This window comes from Wukongibacter baidiensis (assembly GCF_050888315.1).
GTDB lineage: Bacteria > Bacillota > Clostridia > Peptostreptococcales > Caminicellaceae > Wukongibacter > Wukongibacter baidiensis.
Genome location: NZ_CP138202.1, coordinates 1,990,772 through 2,012,784, shown reverse-complemented (window position 1 = coordinate 2,012,784; position 22,013 = coordinate 1,990,772). Strand labels below are relative to the sequence as shown.

Genomic DNA, 22,013 nt, shown 5'->3' with positions numbered 1-22,013 from the left:
CCCTTTAGAATTTCTAAAGGGGGGTATTTTATGGATTAATATATTTTTCTATTTCTTCACAAAACCATCACATAAGGAAGGCAAAATTAAAATATCTAACAAAGGAATAGGAGGGGTTATATGAAAACAAAAGGATTTTTACGATCATTGATAGTATTTGTTCTTGTGATTGTAGCTTTTCACCACATTACACTAGCTAACAGCGCTGATAATTCACTTAGAGATATAACGATTGATAGTTTTACATCAGGCGAGTTAGAGACAGCAGTAACTGATATAAACGCAATTTTGGTACCAGCAGGGATTGAAACATTAACTATTACTGAGGGTACAGTTAATGCTACGGATTTTGAATGGATTAAAGATAATCTTACCGACCTAGAAACTCTAGAGATAAGTGGTAATGCTAAAGTACATAGTACATCAGATACACCTGTAGAGACACCAGATAATACTGTACCAGGATCAGCTTTATTTAATATGAGTACACTTAAGGAAGTAACAATTTCTTCTGCTACTTCTATTAGTAATAATGCTTTTAATAGTTGCGATAGTCTAGAAACTATATCTTTGCCAAATGCTACTACAATTGGTAACTATGCATTCAGTGAGTGTAGCGTACTTACTGACGTTGAATTATCAGAGGTTACAAGTATTGGTAAAGGTGCTTTTTTTAGCAGTTATACTCTTGAAAGTATAAACTTACCGAAGCTTGAAAGCATCGGTGAAGATGCTTTTACTAGCAGTAATATATCTACCCTTTATTTAGGAAGCGGTGCTCCCACTGTAGGGAGCGATGCATTTTCGGGTTGTCCTAATCCTCGAACTATAATAATACCACAAAATAGCGAAACTGATTATAAAAGCGCAGATGATGGTAATACAGGCGATGAAGAATGGTATGGATGGAGTATATATGAAATAAGTGATGATGCAACACTAAGTAGCATAACTGTAAGTGATGAAGTCTTAGAACCTGACTTTACCAGCACCACAACGGAATACTATGTAACTGTATCCTATCCTACAGAGAAAATAACAATTACACCTACAACTAATCACAGTTATGCAACATTAACAGTGGAAGGAAATACAGTGACCAGTGGGGAGTCAGTAGAAGTAGATCTTAGTATAGGTATAAATGAAATTAGCATTGTTGTTACAGCTAGTGACGATGCTACTATTAGTGAAACAATAATAGCTGTAACAAGGACAGAAGCACAGTCCGTAACCATAGATAGCTTTACTTCTAGTGATTTAGGTAGTGCAGTAACTACTATTCACGGTACTCCTGAAGATATTACATCATTAACTATCACAGGAGGGATAGTTAATGCTAATGATTTTGAATGGATTAAAAATAATCTTTCTAACCTTGAGACTTTAGAGCTAAGTGGTAATGCTAAAGTAGATAGTGGAACGGATTCATTTATGGATGATAATACTGTACCTGGTGGAGCTTTAGAGAGTATGAATACGCTTAAGGAAGTAACAATTTCTTCTGCAACTACTATTGGAGAGGAAGCATTTTACCAATGTACATCACTGATCAGTGTAAATCTGCCTAAGGTTACAAACATTGAATATGCAGGTTTTTCTGAGTGTGAAGAGCTCAATAGCATAAGTATACCCTTGGTTGAAACTATTGGAGAGGAAGCATTTTATAGTTGTGATGCACTTGTAGAATTGGACTTACCAGTGATAGATAGTATAGGGGATGTAGCTTTTGATGGTTGTAGAAATCTCGAAACAATAAAATTACCATTAGCTACTAATATAGGCGATTATGCTTTTAGTTATACTGGGCTTTTAAATGTGGATTTACCTAACGCCATGACTATTGGAGAAGGAGCTTTTGCAAGGTGTGACTCACTTATCAGCATAAGTGCTCCTAAAGTTACGATTGTTGAAGAGAGTACATTCAAAGACTGTACAAGTCTCACAAGTCTAGACTTGCCTAACGCTGTAACAATTGGTGGAGGATTGGCGAGAGATGGAGCATTTACGAATTGTGAGGCACTTGAAAGTATAGACTTGCCTATGGTTACGACAATCGAGCCCAACGCATTTTATGATTGTGACCAACTTGAAATTCTTACTTTAGGAGAAAATCCACCAACGGCAGCAACAAATTCATTTGTAAATTGTGCTGATCCACGGACAATAAAAGTGCCAGCTGGTAAGGGACCTGATTATAAAAGCGCAAGTGATGGAAATACAGGTGATGAACTATGGTATGGATGGAATGTATATGAAATTAGTAATGATGCAACGCTAGCGAATCTAGAAACTAACCCAGTGAATATAGATCAACTCTTTGAAAGCACTGTAAAAAACTACACAGCTGCTGTGACCTATCCCACAGAAACCATAGGAATTAGACCTGAAGCTAGCGATAGTAATACAACAATAACTGTAGAAGGTAATGAAGTAAGTAGTGGAAGTTCAGTATATGTAGGTCTCAGTACTGGTGAAAACGTAATTAATATCATAGTAACTGCTGAAGACGGAAGCACCACTGAAGAATATATAATAACAGTAACGAGATCAGAGGCACAATCTGTAACTATAGAGAGCTTTGATTCTGGTGACTTAGAGAGTGCAGTGACTGCTGCCTATAGTACACTTGATAATATTAACTCATTAATCATCACAGAAGGGGTGGTTAACTCTGAAGATTTTGAATGGATTGTGGATGGGCTTTCTGGTATTGAAGTCTTAGAGATAAGCGGAAATGCTAAGGTACACAGTACATCAGACTCACCTGTAGACACACCTGATAATACTGTACCAGAAGATGTTTTTTCTGGAATGATTGGACTTAAAGAGGTAACGATTTCTTCTGCTACCACTATTGGGAGTAATGCCTTTGAGTCCTGTGAGGATCTTGAGAGTGTAGATTTACCAGAAGTAACAACTATAGGAGAGTCAGCATTTTCAAACTGTGATAGCCTTGAGAGTATAGACTTACCGGAGGTGATCACTATAGGGGAGCGTGTATTTTCTGAATCTGGACTAATAAGTATAGATTTACCTGAAGCCATAATTATTCAAAGTGGAGCATTTAGTGATTGTGAATCATTCACAAGCATAAGTGCTCCAAAAGTTGAAACTATTGGAGATGATGTTTTTCAATTTTGTAGAAATCTAATTAGTGTGGATTTACCTATGGTTAAAGTACTCGGTGAACAAGCATTTCAAGATAATAATTCACTTGTAAATATAGAGCTACCTAAGGCTGAAACGATTGGTAACAGGGCATTTTTGGAATCTACCAAACTTACGAGTGTGAATCTTCCTGTAGTAACCTCTTTAGGTGACTCTGTATTTGCCGATTGCACCTCACTAAATAGTATTACTTTAGGAGAAACAGTTCCTACGGTAGGAAATAATACCTTTTCTTATATCAGTTCTGACTCACCTACAGTAAAGGTACCAATGGGAAGTGGGTCTGACTATAAAGCCGATACAAGTGACGGAGACGAAACAGATGATAAGTGGCATGGATTGACCATATATGAAATAAGTAATGATGCTATACTCAGCAACTTAACCATTAACTCTGGCTCATTAAACCCTGCATTCAATAGTGCTACCACAGACTACTCTGCAAATGTAAGCTATGGAATAAACAGTATAAATATAACTCCTACAACTAATCATGGCAAGGCAACGGTAACGGTTGAAGGGAGCGAAACAAGAAGTGGAGAAGCAGTAAATATATCACTAAACACGGGAACCAATGAAATAAATATTGTAGTTACTGCTGAAGATGGTAGTATGGCTCAGACCATAGTAAAAGTAACAAGAGCTAGTTATGTACCATATACACCATCAACAAATGCATACTTAAGGAGTTTGAGACTGGATGGAATAAACCTAAGCCCTACATTTAGCTTATCCACATATAATTATGAAGCGAATGTAACAAGTGAAATAAAGAGTACTAAATTATCGGCATCGGTATATGACTATAGGGCAAAAATGCAAATAAATGGTCAGTCAGTATCTGACAGTGCATCGAAGACAATTTCTCTAAATCCAGGAAAAAATGTCATAACAGTAACAGTTACAGCAGAAAATAGCTATTACAAAAAGACCTATACAATAACAGTTAATAGAGAGGCAAGTGAGATAGAGGAAAACATAGGAGAAGCAGAGGATATAGATAGCCTAAAGGAAATATACGAAAACATTAGTGCTTTTGAAGAAGAAGAAAAGCAATCTCTACTGAAACAGATCACAGAAAAAGCCTTTGAAATGATGGAGGACTTATCTGAAATAGACTTCATACAATCAGTAATAGATGATATGAAAGAAGGAGAAATAAAAGAAGAATATGAGACTAGGCTCGGTGGAAAAGAAATGATATACGGCGAAGAATACAGCGATTGGGACGAACATAAAGAGACAGAGCAGCCTATAAACAAGGTATGGAATGTTAAATTCAATTTTACAATAGATGAAGAAACAATAGTAGCTGGAGACAACTATATAGCGGTAGTAGATAAAGATGGGTATAGAATAGAAATAGAATTGGAATATGAAAAAGAATCAAAAGAATTAAAGATAAAGCCTGTAGCTGATTATGAACCGGGAAAGAAATATTACTTAATATTGGGGACAGAAATAAGAAATGAAGAAGGAGTTTCATTAAAGGATCCAATAAGGCTAGAGTTTAGTACTAATGACTAATTATGAACTACAAATAAGATAAAGTAAGATACCCCCCACTTAGAATTTCTAAAGGGGGGTTATTTTATGGATTAATACATTCATTTTCTATTTAATCACAAAACTGTCACATAAGATAATTAAAATTTAAATTAGAGATAAAATAGTAGTTTTATATAGCTGCTTTATATAAAAGAGAATGGGGGGACTTTAAATGAAAATAAAACGACTTTTAGGGCCATTGATAGTATTGGTTCTTGTGTCTGTGTTTTTTTACCATACTGTGCTTGCTGACGGTGATACAATTTATGATGTAACGATTGATAGTTTTACATCAGGCGATCTAGGTAGTGCAGTAACAGCTGCCTACGGTACGCCTGAAGACATTACATCATTAACTATTACAGATGGTATAGTTAATGCTACGGATTTTGAGTGGATAAAAAGTGAGCTTACTAACCTAGAAACTTTAGAGATAAGTGGTAATGCAAAAGTAGATAGTGGAACGGACTCCTTGATGGATGATAATACTGTACCTGATGGAGCCTTAGAGAGTATGAGTAAACTTCAAGAAGTAATAATTTCTTCAGCAAATAATATAGGAGAAGAAGCATTTTATGGGTGTACATCACTAATTAATGTAAATCTACCTCAGGTTAAAACCATTGAATATGGAGGGTTTTATGACTGCCTGAACCTTAGTAGCATAAGCATACCCGTGGTTGAAAGTATTGGAGAAGAAGCATTTTACTATTGTCAAGCACTTGTAGAATTAGATTTGCCAATGGTAGATAGCATAGCAGCGTATGCCTTTGATGATTGTGAGAATCTCGAAACTATAAACATACCATTAGTCACTAGTATTGGTTACGATGCGTTTAAGAAAACTGGACTTACAAATGTAGATTTACCTAATGCTGAGACAATTGGAAGTGGCGCCTTCAAAGATTGTGAATCACTCATCAGTATAAGTGCTCCTAATGTTTCTGTAATTGAACAAGGTACATTTGAAGGCTGTAGTAGTCTTACAAGTGTAGATTTACCTAAAGTTGTAACGATTGAAGGAGGATCTCATAGTAATGGAGCATTTATAGATTGTGTAAGCCTTGAAAGCATAGACTTACCTATGATTGAGACAATTGAGTCATACACATTTTATGGATGTACTGCACTTGCAAATCTTACTTTGGGAGAAACGCCACCATCGGTAGGAACAAATGCTTTTTTTAATTGCCCTGATACACGGACAATAAAAGTGCCGGTAGTAGATAACTACAGAAATGACTCTGCCGGTTATGATGTAGATACTGATCTCTGGTATGGATGGATATTATATGAAGTAAGCGATGATGCAACATTAAGTAGTTTAAGCGTAAGTGATGGAGACTTATCGCCTGATTTTATTAGTACTACAACAGAATACTCTGTAACTGTATCCTATCCCACAGAGAAAATAACAATTACGCCAACAACTAATCACGATAACGCCACAGTAACAGTGGAAGGAAATACAGTAACAAGTGGAGATCCAGTAGAGATAGACCTTAGTATAGGTATAAACGAAATTAATATAGTTGTTACGTCTAGTGATAATAGTAATAATAGCGAAACAATAGTAAATGTAACAAGAACGGAGGGGCAAACTGTAACGATTGATAGTTTTACATCAGGCGATCTAGGTAGTGCAGTAACAGCTGCCTACGGTACGCCTGAAGACATTACAGCGTTAACTATTACAGATGGTATAGTAAATGCTACGGATTTTGAGTGGATAAAAAGTGAGCTTACTAACCTAGAAACTTTAGAGATAAGTGGTAATGCAAAAGTAGATAGTGGAACGGACTCCTTGATGGATGATAATACTGTACCTGATGGAGCCTTAGAGAGTATGAGTAAACTTCAAGAAGTAATAATTTCTTCAGCAAATAATATAGGAGAAGAAGCATTTTATGGGTGTACATCACTAATTAATGTAAATCTACCTCAGGTTAAAACCATTGAATATGGAGGGTTTTATGACTGCCTGAACCTTAGTAGCATAAGCATACCCGTGGTTGAAAGTATTGGAGAAGAAGCATTTTACTATTGTCAAGCACTTGTAGAATTAGATTTGCCAATGGTAGATAGCATAGCAGCGTATGCCTTTGATGATTGTGAGAATCTCGAAACTATAAACATACCATTAGTCACTAGTATTGGTTACGATGCGTTTAAGAAAACTGGACTTACAAATGTAGATTTACCTAATGCTGAGACAATTGGAAGTGGCGCCTTCAAAGATTGTGAATCACTCATCAGTATAAGTGCTCCTAATGTTTCTGTAATTGAACAAGGTACATTTGAAGGCTGTAGTAGTCTTACAAGTGTAGATTTACCTAAAGTTGTAACGATTGAAGGAGGATCTCATAGTAATGGAGCATTTATAGATTGTGTAAGCCTTGAAAGCATAGACTTACCTATGATTGAGACAATTGAGTCATACACATTTTATGGATGTACTGCACTTGCAAATCTTACTTTGGGAGAAACGCCACCATCGGTAGGAACAAATGCTTTTTTTAATTGCCCTGATACACGGACAATAAAAGTGCCGGTAGTAGATAACTACAGAAATGACTCTGCCGGTTATGATGTAGATACTGATCTCTGGTATGGATGGATATTATATGAAGTAAGCGATGATGCAACATTAAGTAGTTTAAGCGTAAGTGATGGAGACTTATCGCCTGATTTTATTAGTACTACAACAGAATACTCTGTAACTGTATCCTATCCCACAGAGAAAATAACAATTACGCCAACAACTAATCACGATAACGCCACAGTAACAGTGGAAGGAAATACAGTAACAAGTGGAGATCCAGTAGAGATAGACCTTAGTATAGGTATAAACGAAATTAATATAGTTGTTACGTCTAGTGATAATAGTAATAATAGCGAAACAATAGTAAATGTAACAAGAACGGAGGGGCAAACTGTAACGATTGATAGTTTTACATCAGGCGATCTAGGTAGTGCAGTAACAGCTGCCTACGGTACGCCTGAAGACATTACAGCGTTAACTATTACAGATGGTATAGTAAATGCTACGGATTTTGAGTGGATAAAAAGTGAGCTTACTAACCTAGAAACTTTAGAGATAAGTGGTAATGCAAAAGTAGATAGTGGAACGGACTCCTTGATGGATGATAATACTGTACCTGATGGAGCCTTAGAGAGTATGAGTAAACTTCAAGAAGTAATAATTTCTTCAGCAAATAATATAGGAGAAGAAGCATTTTATGGGTGTACATCACTAATTAATGTAAATCTACCTCAGGTTAAAACCATTGAATATGGAGGGTTTTATGACTGCCTGAACCTTAGTAGCATAAGCATACCCGTGGTTGAAAGTATTGGAGAAGAAGCATTTTACTATTGTCAAGCACTTGTAGAATTAGATTTGCCAATGGTAGATAGCATAGCAGCGTATGCCTTTGATGATTGTGAGAATCTCGAAACTATAAACATACCATTAGTCACTAGTATTGGTTACGATGCGTTTAAGAAAACTGGACTTACAAATGTAGATTTACCTAATGCTGAGACAATTGGAAGTGGCGCCTTCAAAGATTGTGAATCACTCATCAGTATAAGTGCTCCTAATGTTTCTGTAATTGAACAAGGTACATTTGAAGGCTGTAGTAGTCTTACAAGTGTAGATTTACCTAAAGTTGTAACGATTGAAGGAGGATCTCATAGTAATGGAGCATTTATAGATTGTGTAAGCCTTGAAAGCATAGACTTACCTATGATTGAGACAATTGAGTCATACACATTTTATGGATGTACTGCACTTGCAAATCTTACTTTGGGAGAAACGCCACCATCGGTAGGAACAAATGCTTTTTTTAATTGCCCTGATACACGGACAATAAAAGTGCCGGTAGTAGATAACTACAGAAATGACTCTGCCGGTTATGATGTAGATACTGATCTCTGGTATGGATGGACATTATATGAAGTAAGCGATGATGCAACATTAAGTAATTTAACCATTAGTTCAGGATCCCTAAGCCCTGTATTTGATAGTGATACGAGGGATTATACGGTAGAAGTAAGCAATGATATAAGCAGCATAGACATAAGCCCGACAGCCAACCACAGTAATGCAATAATAACAGTGGAAGGAGATACCGTGGCAAGTGGAGATACAGTAAATGTAGCCCTAAGTGTAGGGTCGAATGAAATCAATGTTGTGGTTACAGCGGAGGATGGCAGTACGACAGATGAAACCATAATAAGGGTGACGAGAGCAAGTAGTAATGATACAACATTAAGTAACTTAACCATTAGTTCAGGATCCCTAAGCCCTGTATTTGATAGTGATACGAGGGATTATACTGTAGAAGTAAGCAATGATATAAGCAGCATAGACATAAGCCCGACAGCCAACCACAGTAATGCAATAATAACAGTGGAAGGAGATACCGTGGCAAGTGGAGATACAGTAAATGTAGCCCTAAGTGTAGGGTCGAATGAAATCAATGTTGTGGTTACAGCGGAGGATGGCAGTACGACAGATGAAACCATAATAAGGGTGACGAGAGCAAGTAGTAATGATACAACATTAAGTAACTTAACCATTAGTTCAGGATCCCTAAGCCCTGTATTTGATAGTAATACGAGGGATTATACGGTAGAAGTAAACAATGATATAAGCAGCATGGATATAAGACCGACAGCCAACCACAGTAGTGCAACAATAACAGTGGAAGGAGATACAGTGGCGAGTGGAGATACAGTAAATGTACCGCTAAGTGTAGGGACGAATGAAATCAATGTTGTGGTTACAGCGGAGGATGGCAGTACGACAGATGAAACTATAATAAGAGTGACGAGAGCAAGTAGTAATGATACAACATTAAGTAACTTAACCATTAGTTCAGGATCCCTAAGCCCTGTATTTGATAGTAATACGAGGGATTATACGGTAGAAGTAAACAATGATATAAGCAGCATGGATATAAGACCGACAGCCAACCACAGTAGTGCAACAATAACAGTGGAAGGAGATACAGTGGCGAGTGGAGATACAGTAAATGTACCGCTAAGTGTAGGGACGAATGAAATCAATGTTGTGGTTACAGCGGAGGATGGCAGTACGACAGATGAAACTATAATAAGAGTGACGAGAGCAAGTAGTAATGATACAACATTAAGTAACTTAACCATTAGTTCAGGATCCCTAAGCCCTGTATTTGATAGTAATACGAGGGATTATACGGTAGAAGTAAGCAATGATATAAGTAGCATAGATATAAGCCTGACAGCCAACCACAGTAATGCAACAATAACAGTGGAAGGAGATACAGTGGCGAGTGGAGATACAGTAAATGTACCGCTAAGTGTAGGAGAGAATACAATAACAGTAGAAGTAACGGCAGAGGATGCAAGTATCGAAACATATACAATAACCGTAAATAGAGATGCAGGTAATGATGCTACACTCAGTGATTTAAGCATAAGTTCAGGTTCACTAAGTCCTGTATTTGACAGTGCTACAACAGAATACTCTGCAAGTGTAACTTATAGCACAACCAGCGTAGATATAACCCCGACAGTCAATGACAGTAAAGCAACGGTAACGGTGGAAGGAAAGGACGTGACAAGTGGTAAGTCGGAAAATATATCACTAAACGTAGGAGACAATGAAATAAATATTGTAGTTACTGCTGAAGATGGTAGTACGACTCAGACCATAGTAAAAGTAACAAGAGCTAGTTATGTACCATATACACCATCAACAAATGCATACTTAAGGAGTTTAAGACTGGAAGGAATAAACCTAAGCCCTACATTTAGTTTATCAACGTATAATTATGAAGCAAATGTAACAAGTGAAATAGATACTATTAAAATATCGGCAGTAGTATATGACTATAAATCTAAAATGGAAATAAATGGTGAGGCGGTATCCGACAGCGCATCAAAGACAATTGACCTGAATCCAGGAAAAAATATCATAAAAGTAAAAGTCACAGCAGAAAAAAGTTATTACAAAAAGACCTATACAATAACCGTAAATAAAGAATTAAGTGAAGTAGAGCAAGCTATAGAAGAAGCAGAGGACATAGAAGCCTTAAAGGAAATATACGAAGATATTAATGATTTAGGTGAAGAAGAAAAGCAATCTCTACTGAAACAGATCACAGAAAAAGCCTTTGAAATGATGGAGGACTTATCTGAAATAGACTTCATACAATCAGTAATAGATGATATGAAAGAAGGAGAAATAAAAGAAGAATATGAGATTAGGCTCGGTGGAAAAGAAATGATATACGGCGAAGAATACAACGATTGGGATGAACATAAAGAGACAGAGCAGCCTATAAATAAGGTGTGGAATGTTAAATTCAATTTTACATTAGATGAAGAAACAATAGTAGCTGGAGACGACTATATAACGGTAGTAGATGAAGACGGATATAGAATAGAAATAGAATTGGAGTATGAAAAAGAAAGTAAAACATTAAAGATAAAGCCTATAGCTGATTATGAGCCGGGAAAAAAATACTATCTAATATTGGGAACGGAATTAAGAAATGAAGAAGGAGTTTTATTAAAGGAACCAATAAGGTTAGAGTTTGTCATTGAAACTGATAATTAATTTTGAAGAACAGAAAAAGTATGAGTTAGATTAAAATCGAAGGACTGTAGAGAAAATATTTTCTCTACAGTTTTTTCCTTCACAAAACTATCACAAAACATAGATAGTATAGAAAGATACTAAATAAAAAGAGGTGAGATTGTGGTGAGAAGATTTTTAAAAATAATAGTCATTACATGTATTATGATATTTGCAGTCACAGGTGTAGCTTTAGCTGAGAATATAGATATTTCATCTGGTGGAACTTATAATCTATCTGATTATGGAGATGACTCAATTATAACTATTTCAACAACAGATGCTGTAACCTTAACTCAGTCTAATTCAACTGCATTGTCAAACTTTCAAATTGATTGCTCAGTAGCAGGTGTAAATCTGACAATAGAAGGGATTAATATTGACTTGTCGGCAATGGAGAATTCATATGCTGTACTAACATTTACAGGAACAGGAAATAACCTGACTTTGGCAGGAGATAACACAATCATATCAGATGAAGATCATGCAGGTATCAATGTAGGTGCAGATACAGAGCTTACCATATCGGGTACAGGAACATTAGATGTAACAGTAACGTGGTATGGAGCCGGAATAGGAGGAAATAGATCAGAAGACTCTGGTACTATCAATATTACAAGTGGAGAAATTACAGTTTTATCAGAGTCCGCAGGAGCCTGTATTGGTGGAGGACTGAATGGAAATAATGGCATTATCAACATCACAGGAGGAATCGTTACAGCAAATGGAAATGGTAGCGGAGCTGGTCTTGGTGGTGGAGAGGACGGCGATGGCGGAGAAATCTATATCTCGGGTGGAACAATCACTGCCATGGGAGGAAGCGGTGCAGCCGGCATCGGTGGCGGTTTCAAAGGAAATGGCGGTATCGTAGAGATTACAGGAGGAAGAGTTGAATCCTGGGGTGGTGGATATGCCTTGGGGGACCCTAGTATAATAAATGGAGCAGGAATTGGTGGTGGTCTAAATGGAGCCGGTGGGACTATTCGAATTTCTGGAGGAGAAGTATATGCAGAAGCAGGTTATGAGAGTAGTAATGATATTGGAGCAGGACCGAATGGCGAAGATGGAAGCATAGAATTCAGCGGCGATGCAGTTGTGGTCCTAAGGCATAATAATATTAGTCCGCCCCCAACAAAAACCATAGACGATGAATATATATCAAGCTATGGAAACAGTTTTGATTTAAGCACACTACCTTTTGCATATACAGTAGAGCTGGCAACGACACAAGATTTTACCATAACCCAAACCGATGGGGAAGCATTGAACTATATGGAAATCCTCAGTACGGTAGCAGGTGTAAACCTAACAATAGATGGGATTAATATTGACTTGTCGGCAATGGAGAATGCATATGCTGTACTAGCATTTACAGGAACAGGAAATAACCTGACTTTGGCAGGAGATAACACAATCATATCAGATGAAGATCATGCAGGTATCAATGTAGGTGCAGATACAGAGCTTACCATATCGGGTACAGGAACATTAGATGTAACAGTAACGTGGTATGGAGCCGGAATAGGAGGAAATAGATCAGAAGACTCTGGTACTATCAATATTACAAGTGGAGAAATTACAGTTTTATCAGAGTCCGCAGGAGCCTGTATTGGTGGAGGAAAGAATGGAGATAATGGCATTATCAACATCACAGGAGGAATCGTTACAGCAAATGGAAATGGTAGCGGAGCTGGTCTTGGTGGTGGAGAGGACGGTGATGGCGGAGAAATCTATATCTCGGGTGGAACAATCACTGCCATGGGAGGAAGCGGTGCAGCCGGCATCGGTGGCGGTTTCAGAGGAAATGGAGGTATCGTAGAGATTACAGGAGGAAGAGTTGAATCCTGTGGTGGTGGATATGCCATGGGGGATCCTAGTATAATAAATGGAGCAGGAATTGGTGGTGGTCTAAATGGAGCCGGTGGGACTATTCGAATTTCTGGAGGAGAAGTATATGCAGAAGCAGGTTATGAGAGTAGTAATGATATTGGAGCAGGACCGAATGGCGAAGATGGAAGCATAGAATTCAGCGGCGATGCAGTTGTGGTCCTAAGGCATAATAATATTAGTCCGCCCCCAACAAAAACCATAGACGATGAATATATATCAAGCTATGGAAACAGTTTTGATTTAAGCACACTACCTTTTGCATATACAGTAGAGCTGGCAACGACACAAGATTTTACCATAACCCAAACCGATGGGGAAGCATTGAACTATATGGAAATCCTCAGTACGGTAGCAGGTGTAAATCTGACAATAGAAGGGATTAATATTGACTTGTCGGCAATGGAGAATTCATATGCTGTACTAACATTTACAGGAACAGGAAATAACCTGACTTTGGCAGGAGATAACACAATCATATCAGATGAAGATCATGCAGGTATCAATGTAGGTGCAGATACAGAGCTTACCATATCGGGTACAGGAACATTAGATGTAACAGTAACGTGGTATGGAGCCGGAATAGGAGGAAATAGATCAGAAGACTCTGGTACTATCAATATTACAAGTGGAGAAATTACAGTTTTATCAGAGTCCGCAGGAGCCTGTATTGGTGGAGGACTGAATGGAAATAATGGCATTATCAACATCACAGGAGGAATCGTTACAGCAAATGGAAATGGTAGCGGAGCTGGTCTTGGTGGTGGAGAGGACGGCGATGGCGGAGAAATCTATATCTCGGGTGGAACAATCACTGCCATGGGAGGAAGCGGTGCAGCCGGCATCGGTGGCGGTTTCAAAGGAAATGGCGGTATCGTAGAGATTACAGGAGGAAGAGTTGAATCCTGGGGTGGTGGATATGCCTTGGGGGATCCTAGTATAATAAATGGAGCAGGAATTGGTGGTGGTCTAGATAGAGCCGGTGGGACTATTCGAATTTCTGGAGGAGAAGTATATGCAGAAGCAGGTTATGAGAGTAGTAATGATATTGGGGCAGGACCGAATGGCGAAGATGGAAGCATAGAATTCAGCGGCGATGCAGTTGTGTTCCTAAGGCATAATAATATTAGTCCGTCCCCAACAACATCAACTCATGTCGTACTGAGCTATGAAGATTTATCAGGGGCAGAAAGCTATGGCTATACCTTGCCAAGTACTTGGTCAGGCAGTAGTGATACAGCATATGCATATTTGATAACCCAATATAATGTGATTGCTGTAACGGGTGTATCATTAGACATAGCAAGTGGAACTTTAATCCTTGATGATGGAGATACAAGTAATGACACAGTACAGCTCACAGCGACGGTAGAACCAAGTGATGCCGCTAACCCAAACATTAATTGGAGCTCATCCGATGAGACAATTGCAACGGTTGATACGACTGGACTTGTTACAGCATTAAGGGCAGGAACAGCTACCATCACAGTAACAACCGATGATGGAGGGTATACAGATACTTGTGAAATCACAGTAGAGCAAAAAGTAACAGGCGTATCACTAGATATAAGAAATGCAACCTTGGGTCTAGGTGCAAAGGACACTTTACAATTGATAGCGATGATAGAACCAAGTGATGCAGATGAGCAAGGTATGACATGGAGTTCATCGGATACAGCAATAGCAACGGTGAATTCGACAGGTCTGGTGACAGCAGTTAAGATAGGAACAGCTACCATTACAGTAACAACCGATGATGGAGGATATACAGATACCTGTGAAATCACAGTAGCGCAAGGTGTAACGAGTGTATCATTAGACATAGCAAGTGGAACTTTAATCCTTGATGATGGAGATACAAGTAATGACACAGTACAGCTCACAGCGACGGTAGAACCAAGTGATGCCGCTAACCCAAACATTACTTGGAGCTCATCCGATGAGACAATTGCAACGGTTGATACGACTGGACTCGTTACAGCATTAAGGGCAGGAACAGCTACCATTACAGTAATAACCGATGATGGAGGATATATAGATACCAGTGAAATCACAGTAGAGCAAAGAGTAACAGGCGTATCACTAGATATAACAAATACAGCGTTAATTTTAGGTGATGGAGATACAAGTAATGATACAGTTCAACTGACGGAGACAGTGGAGCCTAGTGATGCAGATAACCAAGGTGTTATATGGACAAGTTCAAATGAAGCGGTAGCAACAGTGGATTCATCAGGATTAGTAACAGGAGTTTCATCTGGTAATGCTATCATAACTGTAACAGCTGAGGGTGGGAATACAGCTCAGACCATAGTAACAGTAACAAGAAAAAGCTATACACCATATACACCATCAACAAATGCATACTTAAGGAGTTTAAGACTAGAAGGAATAAACCTAAGCCCTACATTTAGTTTATCAACGTATAATTATGAAGCAAATGTAACAAGTGAAATAGATACTATTAAATTATCGGCAGTAGTATATGACTATAGATCAAAAATGGAAATAAATGGTGAGATGGTATCCGACAGCTCATCAAAGACAATTACCCTAAATCCAGGAAAAAATATTTTAAAAGTAAAAGTTACAGCAGAAAATAGTTATTACAAAAAGACCTATATAATAACCGTAAATAGAGAATTAAGTGAAGTAGAGCAAGATATAGAAGAGGCAGAGGACATAGAAGCCTTAAAGGGAATATACGAAGATATTAGTGATTTAGATGAAGAAGAAAAAGAATCACTACTAAAGCAGATCACAGAAAAGGCCTTTGAAATGATGGAGGATTCATCGGAAGTAGATTTCATACAGTCAGTAATAGATGATAGGGAAGATGAATACGCAAGAGAAGAATATCAAACTAGGCTTGATGGAAAAGAAATGATATACAGTGAAGAATACAGCGATTGGGATGAGCACAAAGATACAGAGCAGCCTAAAGACAAGATATGGGACGTAAAATTCAATTTTTCATTAGATGAAGAAACAGTTGTAGTAGGGGATGACTATGTAACTGTAGTAGATGAAGACGGATATAGAATAGAAATAGAATTGGAATATGAACAAGAAAGTAAATCCTTAAAGATGAAACCTATAGCTGATTATGAACCGGGAAAGAAATACTATCTAATAATGGGAAGGGAACTAAAAAATGAAAAAGGAGTTTCATTAAAGGATCCAATAAGATTAGAGTTTACCATTGAAGATTAATTCTTAATTACAAAGGGAATCAAGTTATATTAAAAACCATGCACTTTAGGGTAGATATCACCTAAAGTTGCATGGCTTTTTTGTATAGTGGGAGGAGTTTATTTATAGAAATAACAAAAGCTTTTTAAATCCATAATCATAATGCCCTTGAATTTATTATGTAGCTTAATTACTACTACATTCATGAAAAAATAGTGTTTAAATATATAATAAATTGGTATTTATAATATGAAGTTATGTATAATAAGATAGACTCTGAAGCGAATGATATTTTTACTGTAGGATTACAATAAGCAGAAAAAGGATAGGTAGCAATATGAATATATTTAATAATAAGATAAAAGATAGAATGCCTAAAATAGGTATGAGAAGCATAAAAACCTTTATAGCCACTCTGTTAGCTATTATGGTAAGTAATATATTGGGATTTGATTATCCCTTTTATGCTGCATGGACAGCCTTTTTGTGTGTTCAAAGCTCGATAGTAGGGTCATCTGAGATGGCAGTAAAAAGGAGCATGGGGACTGTAATAGGTGCTATATTCTCCTTGGTGTACTTATTATTAATGCCACAACATATATATGTAATCCCCTTTGGAATATTAGGGATAATATATCTATGTAATTTATTAGACAAGAGTGATCTAATAGCTATAGCATGTGTAGTATTTCTCGTTATAAGCTTTAGAGATAACACCATTCAAGATTTTAACGCAGTGAACCATGTTGTAAATAGGATGCTGGAAACCTTTATAGGAATTATAGTAGCTATTATAGTAAACTATTATATAAAGCCACCAAATCCCTTTGAAAAGCTACGGTCACTAGATGATGAAATGATTGAGTTTATAGAGAGAAACATTGATGATGAAGGAAATTTTAAAAGGATAAAAAATCTAGAAAAATACAGATTAAAGATGCATGAGTTCAGAAGTGTAATTAAATTTTATCACAAGGAAATAAACAGTAAGAGGCATGAATTAGATATAAAATACTATATGAGACATTTAACTTTATTCAGAAATGTTTACAGCCATATTTTCATACTAAACTCTATGAAGGAAGGGGTAAATGTAGATATACAACAATATCATATTGAAAGACTTATAAGTATTAAAAAAGAATTATTACAATAAAGAAAAAGTAATCTCTAGGAAATGAGATTACTTTTAGACTGTTGACAAACCCGAATTTCTTCGTTGTTGCCTCAAGCAAGAACCCTTACGTATGTCTGTATACGCTGCGGTCTCATGCTTTCAGCACGCCTCGAACTTCAGATTTCTCAACAGTCTGTCATCTTGTAGACTTTGTCTACAATTTGAAAGTAATCTCTAGGAAATGAGATTACTTTTTCTTTATCTTAAAGCTCTAACAATTCATTATCCTCAGGAACATAAAAGTGCTGAATCTCCAATGTCGTTAAGTCTTTCAGATAAGAAATGCTCCCTTACATCTTGTCTTTTTTTTACCGGTTTTCTATTTTCGCAAACCATGCCCGCTTGACATTTTCCACAAGTGTAGCGGGGATGAAAACTTCCATGAGCCTTAGATAAATGATTATAACAAATAGATTTGTTCTTAGTTCCATCTTCAAGTATAGCCTGTGGAGGACATTTTTTCATGCAAGCCCCACATTTTTTTTGGCTGTGCCAAAGGCAATGGTCGTAGATTCCAGTATAAGTTCTAGGGGTAGGAGATTCCTTTAAAGATGTAATGATACTAGACAATCTACCTGCAGAACCAAGATTAGTTATAATGGATTCGCTAAGACCAAAGGTACCTAAGCCACATATATAAGCTGTATGCCTTTCTGACCAGTTACTCTTAAGATTTTCTATTTTGAAATTTGGATGTTGAGAAGGTGCTATAACATTTTCACCCATAGTTTCAAATTCTTTTATCATGAGTCTAGTAAAAGTATCAATAAATTTTTCTCCTTCTAAATGGGCATTTACCCATTTGCTAGAAGGTAACCTACCGGATCTATTGCTTTTTCGTATTTTTTCTGAAAAAGAGAAGAAAAAAGAAATTATCGTTTCAGCATTAGAAAGCCAAGCTCGAGGTGATAAATAATGGGGAGAAACTACGCTTGGATCTTTTAATACCTCAAATAAAGGATCATGGGAACTGCTGTAGCCGATAAGTAGATCATCAAAAATAATTAATTCATCTATACGGTTTTCAGGGTGATTTTTTAAACAGTTAATAGCTTTTTGAAGAAGTTTATTTTTAAAGCTCATTGTTAACGCCTCCTAGTATGTTAAATCTAATGTCGTTGCTTTATAGAGTGTATACTATAGATTAAGCCTATATCAATAGATTCGGAATGTAATAGCCGAAAACCGCTTCTAATAGTTATAAAAAAATATACAAGAATGTAATGTCCGAAAACCGCTTTTAATAAATCTTGAAAAACTATATTATTATATATAAGAGAATGAATAAGAATAATTAGAAGATAAACACTGAAAATGATAAAAGGAGTTTAAGATGGAAAATACAACATTTCATACGGCAAGAATAACTAAAGACAGAAATTACGATGGGAAGTTTTTCTTTGGTGTAAAAACGACAGGCATTTTCTGCAGACCTTCTTGCCCATCTCCTATTGCAAAAGAGAAGAATGTACTATATTTCGATACGATGTTTGATGCCCTTGAACATGGGTTTAGGCCTTGCTTAAGATGCAGACCAGATGTGAACGTAGAATATTATAACGGCAATGTTGACGGTACCAAAATTGTAAACTCTGCAGTCAAAATGATTTATGAAGGATATCTAAACTACAATTCCATCAGTGATCTGGCAAAGGAATTTTTTATATCGGACAGGCATTTAAGAAAGCTATTTGTTGAAAACTTAGGAATACCTCCCGTTAAGATTGCCAAGTATCATAAATCACTTTTTGCAAGGAAATTACTATTCTTTTCTGATTTATCTGTAACTGATATAGCATTTGCTTCAGGCTTCGGTTCAACTAGACAGTTCAATCATGTTTTCAAAGAGATTTTTGGAGTAACACCTACTATGGTCAGAAAAGGATCAAAGAATTTAGAAGAGCATCAAGACAATACCACACTATTGTTAAAATATAAAAAGCCCTTTGATTTTAAACAAATCTTATCCTTCATGAAATCTAGGGCGATAAAAGGGATAGAAATAGTAACGGAAAATAGTTATAGTAGGACTTTTAGAACAGATAATGCAAGGGGCTATTTCACTGTATCTGACAACCCAAAGAAATCGTCTCTAGAGCTAAAGATAAACTGTGATGATATAAAATGTTATATGACAATCCATAATAAAGTCCGTAGAATGTTTGACCTTGATACAGATTTTTCAGTTATAAATGAAAGATTTGCTAAGGATGAGATATTATCAAAAGGCATGGAAAATGGAAGAGTACCACGATTGCCCATTGCTTTTGACACCTTTGAGTTTGTTATAAGGGCCATACTTGGTCAACAGATAACTGTTAAAGCGGCTACCACCTTAGCCGGTAGAATTGCTGAAAAAGCAGGAATAAAGAGTGCAGTTCATTTTCCAGAAGGACTAGACTATTTCTTTCCAAAACCATCGGAGCTTTTAACGATAGATCTAGATGGACTCGGTATAACTAAAACTAGGCAAACTACTATAAAAACCGTTGTGAATGGTGTTGTTGATGGATTAGTAAGCCTGGATACTAATCAACCCTTTGAGAAGTTCTATAATGATTTTTCATCTCTAAAGGGAATAGGAGATTGGACAGTCAATTATGTAGCAATGAGGGGAATGGGAATGGTTGATAGCTTTCCTGCAAAGGATCTAGGTGTCATCAAAGCCCTAACGGTAGGTGAAAAGAAACCATCACAAAGAGAGATAATAGAAATGGCTGAAAGATGGAGACCCTATAGGGCCTATGCAACCCTGTGCCTATGGAATTACGAAAGTAAAAAGGAGGGGATATAATGTACTATACAAGATTCAATACAAAATTTTGTGAAATTATCCTAGTAGGAGATGAAGATGGATTAACCAATCTACATCTAAATACCGGTGAAGGAAAGAGAATCTTTGAAATATCCGATAAATGGATTCGTAAAGATGACTTTTTTATAGATGCTATTAATGAAATAGAAGAATTCTTTGAAGGAAAAAGAAAAACATTTACTATTAAACTCAATCCTAAGGGCACAGACTATCAAAAGAAAGTCTGGAATGAACTATCTAAAATTCCTTATGGTGAGATTTATACCTATAAGCAAATAGCAACTAGTATCGGTAATAAAAAGGCATCGAGGGCTGTTGGCATGGCTAATAGTAAAAATCCAATACCACTTATTATACCTTGTCATAGGGTGGTAGGGTCAAATGGTAAGCTCACAGGCTTTGCCCACGGACTTACCATTAAGGAGAAATTGATAAACTTTGAGTCGGACAATAGATAGGTGTTTTAAACTTTGGGGCTGAACTCATAAGAAACCTTTATGAGACAGCCCCTTATTAATTGGACAAGGAACTTCAAGTAGAGTCTGGATGAAGGTTTGATAATATGAGAAGACTATGATATTATATAAATTTGTAGGGAACTCCCTATATGTTTTTTTGTGCAAAAATTAAACTGGAAACATTATATATTAGAGGTAACAATAGCGAATGGAGGAAATAAAATTATGCACGATTTACCAAATTGCCCAAAATGCAATTCAGAATACACATATGAAGATGGAAATCTTCTTGTATGTCCAGAATGTGCCCATGAATGGACTTTAGAATCGGAAAACGAAAACAGTGAAGATGAAAAGGTTATAAGAGATGCAAATGGAAATGTATTAAATGATGGTGATACTGTAACAGTAATCAAAGATCTTAAGGTAAAAGGAAGTTCATCTGTTATAAAAATAGGTACAAAGGTAAAAAATATACGTTTAATCGATGGAGACCATGATATTGATTGTAAAATTGATGGATTTGGAGCTATGAAATTAAAGTCTCAATTTGTTAAAAAGGCATAAAATAAAAATCGAGCTAGGTATCATGCCTAGCTCGATTACTATTTATCCTATAATTTCAATCCATAATAAAGATGTGAACAGGTCTCTCCATCAAAATCAGCAATGTCGGGTAGTCGTCCCCACTCTTCAAAACCAAATTTCTTGAGTAATTTTATACTTGGAATATTCCAGTCCAATAATATTGCAATCAAGGTTTTGTAATTTAATTCCTTACTTTTTTCAATCGCATACTCTAAAAATTTTGTTCCTATTCCTTGCTTGTGATAGTCATTATGAATATAATAACTGACTTCTGCCGTAAATCTCATAGCCCTTCGGCCCGGACGATAACCGGACAAATACATATATCCTACAACTTTATCATCAGCTTCGTACACGTATAAAGGATACTCTAATGACTGATGCTCTTCAAACCATGGGATTCTTTGCTCCACAGAGAAGGTGTCCATATCAGCAGTGCATTTTCCCTTTACAATAGCCTGATTATAAATTTCAACTAGTATCTCTAAGTCATCATATTTAGCTAATCTAATAGACATTAATATTACCTCCAATTGCTTCAGTAAGTATATTTAT

Annotated in this window: 9 protein-coding genes; 7 read left to right on the top strand and 2 right to left on the bottom strand. The window is 36.6% G+C overall.

The window, feature by feature from the left end; genetic code table 11:
• The first annotated feature begins 120 nt into the window (after nt 1-120).
• From R9X47_RS09065 to R9X47_RS09050, 4 genes are all read left to right on the top strand, one after another.
• The gene (locus R9X47_RS09065) at nt 121-4,695 is read left to right on the top strand and encodes a leucine-rich repeat protein (RefSeq protein ID WP_432666480.1); all 4,575 of its coding nucleotides are present in this window, start codon (nt 121-123) and stop codon (nt 4,693-4,695) included.
• Nucleotides 4,696-4,888: 193 nt separating this feature from the next.
• Nucleotides 4,889-11,323, top strand: a complete 6,435-nt coding sequence (locus R9X47_RS09060; protein WP_432666479.1) for a cadherin-like beta sandwich domain-containing protein — start codon at nt 4,889-4,891, stop codon at nt 11,321-11,323.
• A gap of 141 nt (nt 11,324-11,464) precedes the next feature.
• Nucleotides 11,465-16,441 (top strand): Ig-like domain-containing protein, encoded by a 4,977-nt coding sequence (locus R9X47_RS09055; RefSeq protein WP_432666478.1) that lies wholly within the window; start codon nt 11,465-11,467, stop codon nt 16,439-16,441.
• 316 nt (nt 16,442-16,757) lie between these two features.
• Nucleotides 16,758-17,576, top strand: a complete 819-nt coding sequence (locus R9X47_RS09050) for an FUSC family protein (RefSeq protein ID WP_432666477.1) — start codon at nt 16,758-16,760, stop codon at nt 17,574-17,576.
• Between the two features lie 249 nt (nt 17,577-17,825).
• Here the strand turns inward: R9X47_RS09050 and R9X47_RS09045 are convergent, their stop codons facing one another.
• Nucleotides 17,826-18,680 carry an epoxyqueuosine reductase gene (locus R9X47_RS09045; protein ID WP_432666476.1) on the bottom strand — a complete coding sequence of 285 codons (855 nt, stop codon included), beginning with the start codon at nt 18,678-18,680 and terminating at the stop codon, nt 17,826-17,828.
• Between the two features lie 250 nt (nt 18,681-18,930).
• Between R9X47_RS09045 and R9X47_RS09040 the strand changes: the two genes are divergently transcribed.
• The 3 genes from R9X47_RS09040 to R9X47_RS09030 all read left to right on the top strand — a co-directional run bounded on the left by R9X47_RS09040 (nt 18,931) and on the right by R9X47_RS09030 (nt 21,437).
• Complete coding sequence (locus R9X47_RS09040; RefSeq protein ID WP_432666475.1) at nt 18,931-20,391, top strand: DNA-3-methyladenine glycosylase 2 family protein; 1,461 nt, start codon at nt 18,931-18,933, stop codon at nt 20,389-20,391.
• Nucleotides 20,391-20,870, top strand: a complete 480-nt coding sequence (locus tag R9X47_RS09035; protein ID WP_432666474.1) for a methylated-DNA--[protein]-cysteine S-methyltransferase — start codon at nt 20,391-20,393, stop codon at nt 20,868-20,870. The genes R9X47_RS09040 and R9X47_RS09035 overlap by 1 nt, the downstream gene beginning before the upstream one ends.
• Nucleotides 20,871-21,095: 225 nt before the next feature.
• Nucleotides 21,096-21,437: a zinc ribbon domain-containing protein YjdM gene (locus R9X47_RS09030; RefSeq protein WP_432666473.1), complete on the top strand. Its 342-nt coding sequence runs from the start codon at nt 21,096-21,098 to the stop codon at nt 21,435-21,437.
• A gap of 47 nt (nt 21,438-21,484) precedes the next feature.
• Here the strand turns inward: R9X47_RS09030 and R9X47_RS09025 are convergent, their stop codons facing one another.
• Nucleotides 21,485-21,976 carry a GNAT family N-acetyltransferase gene (locus tag R9X47_RS09025; RefSeq protein WP_432666472.1) on the bottom strand — a complete coding sequence of 164 codons (492 nt, stop codon included), beginning with the start codon at nt 21,974-21,976 and terminating at the stop codon, nt 21,485-21,487.
• Nucleotides 21,977-22,013: the final 37 nt, after the last annotated feature.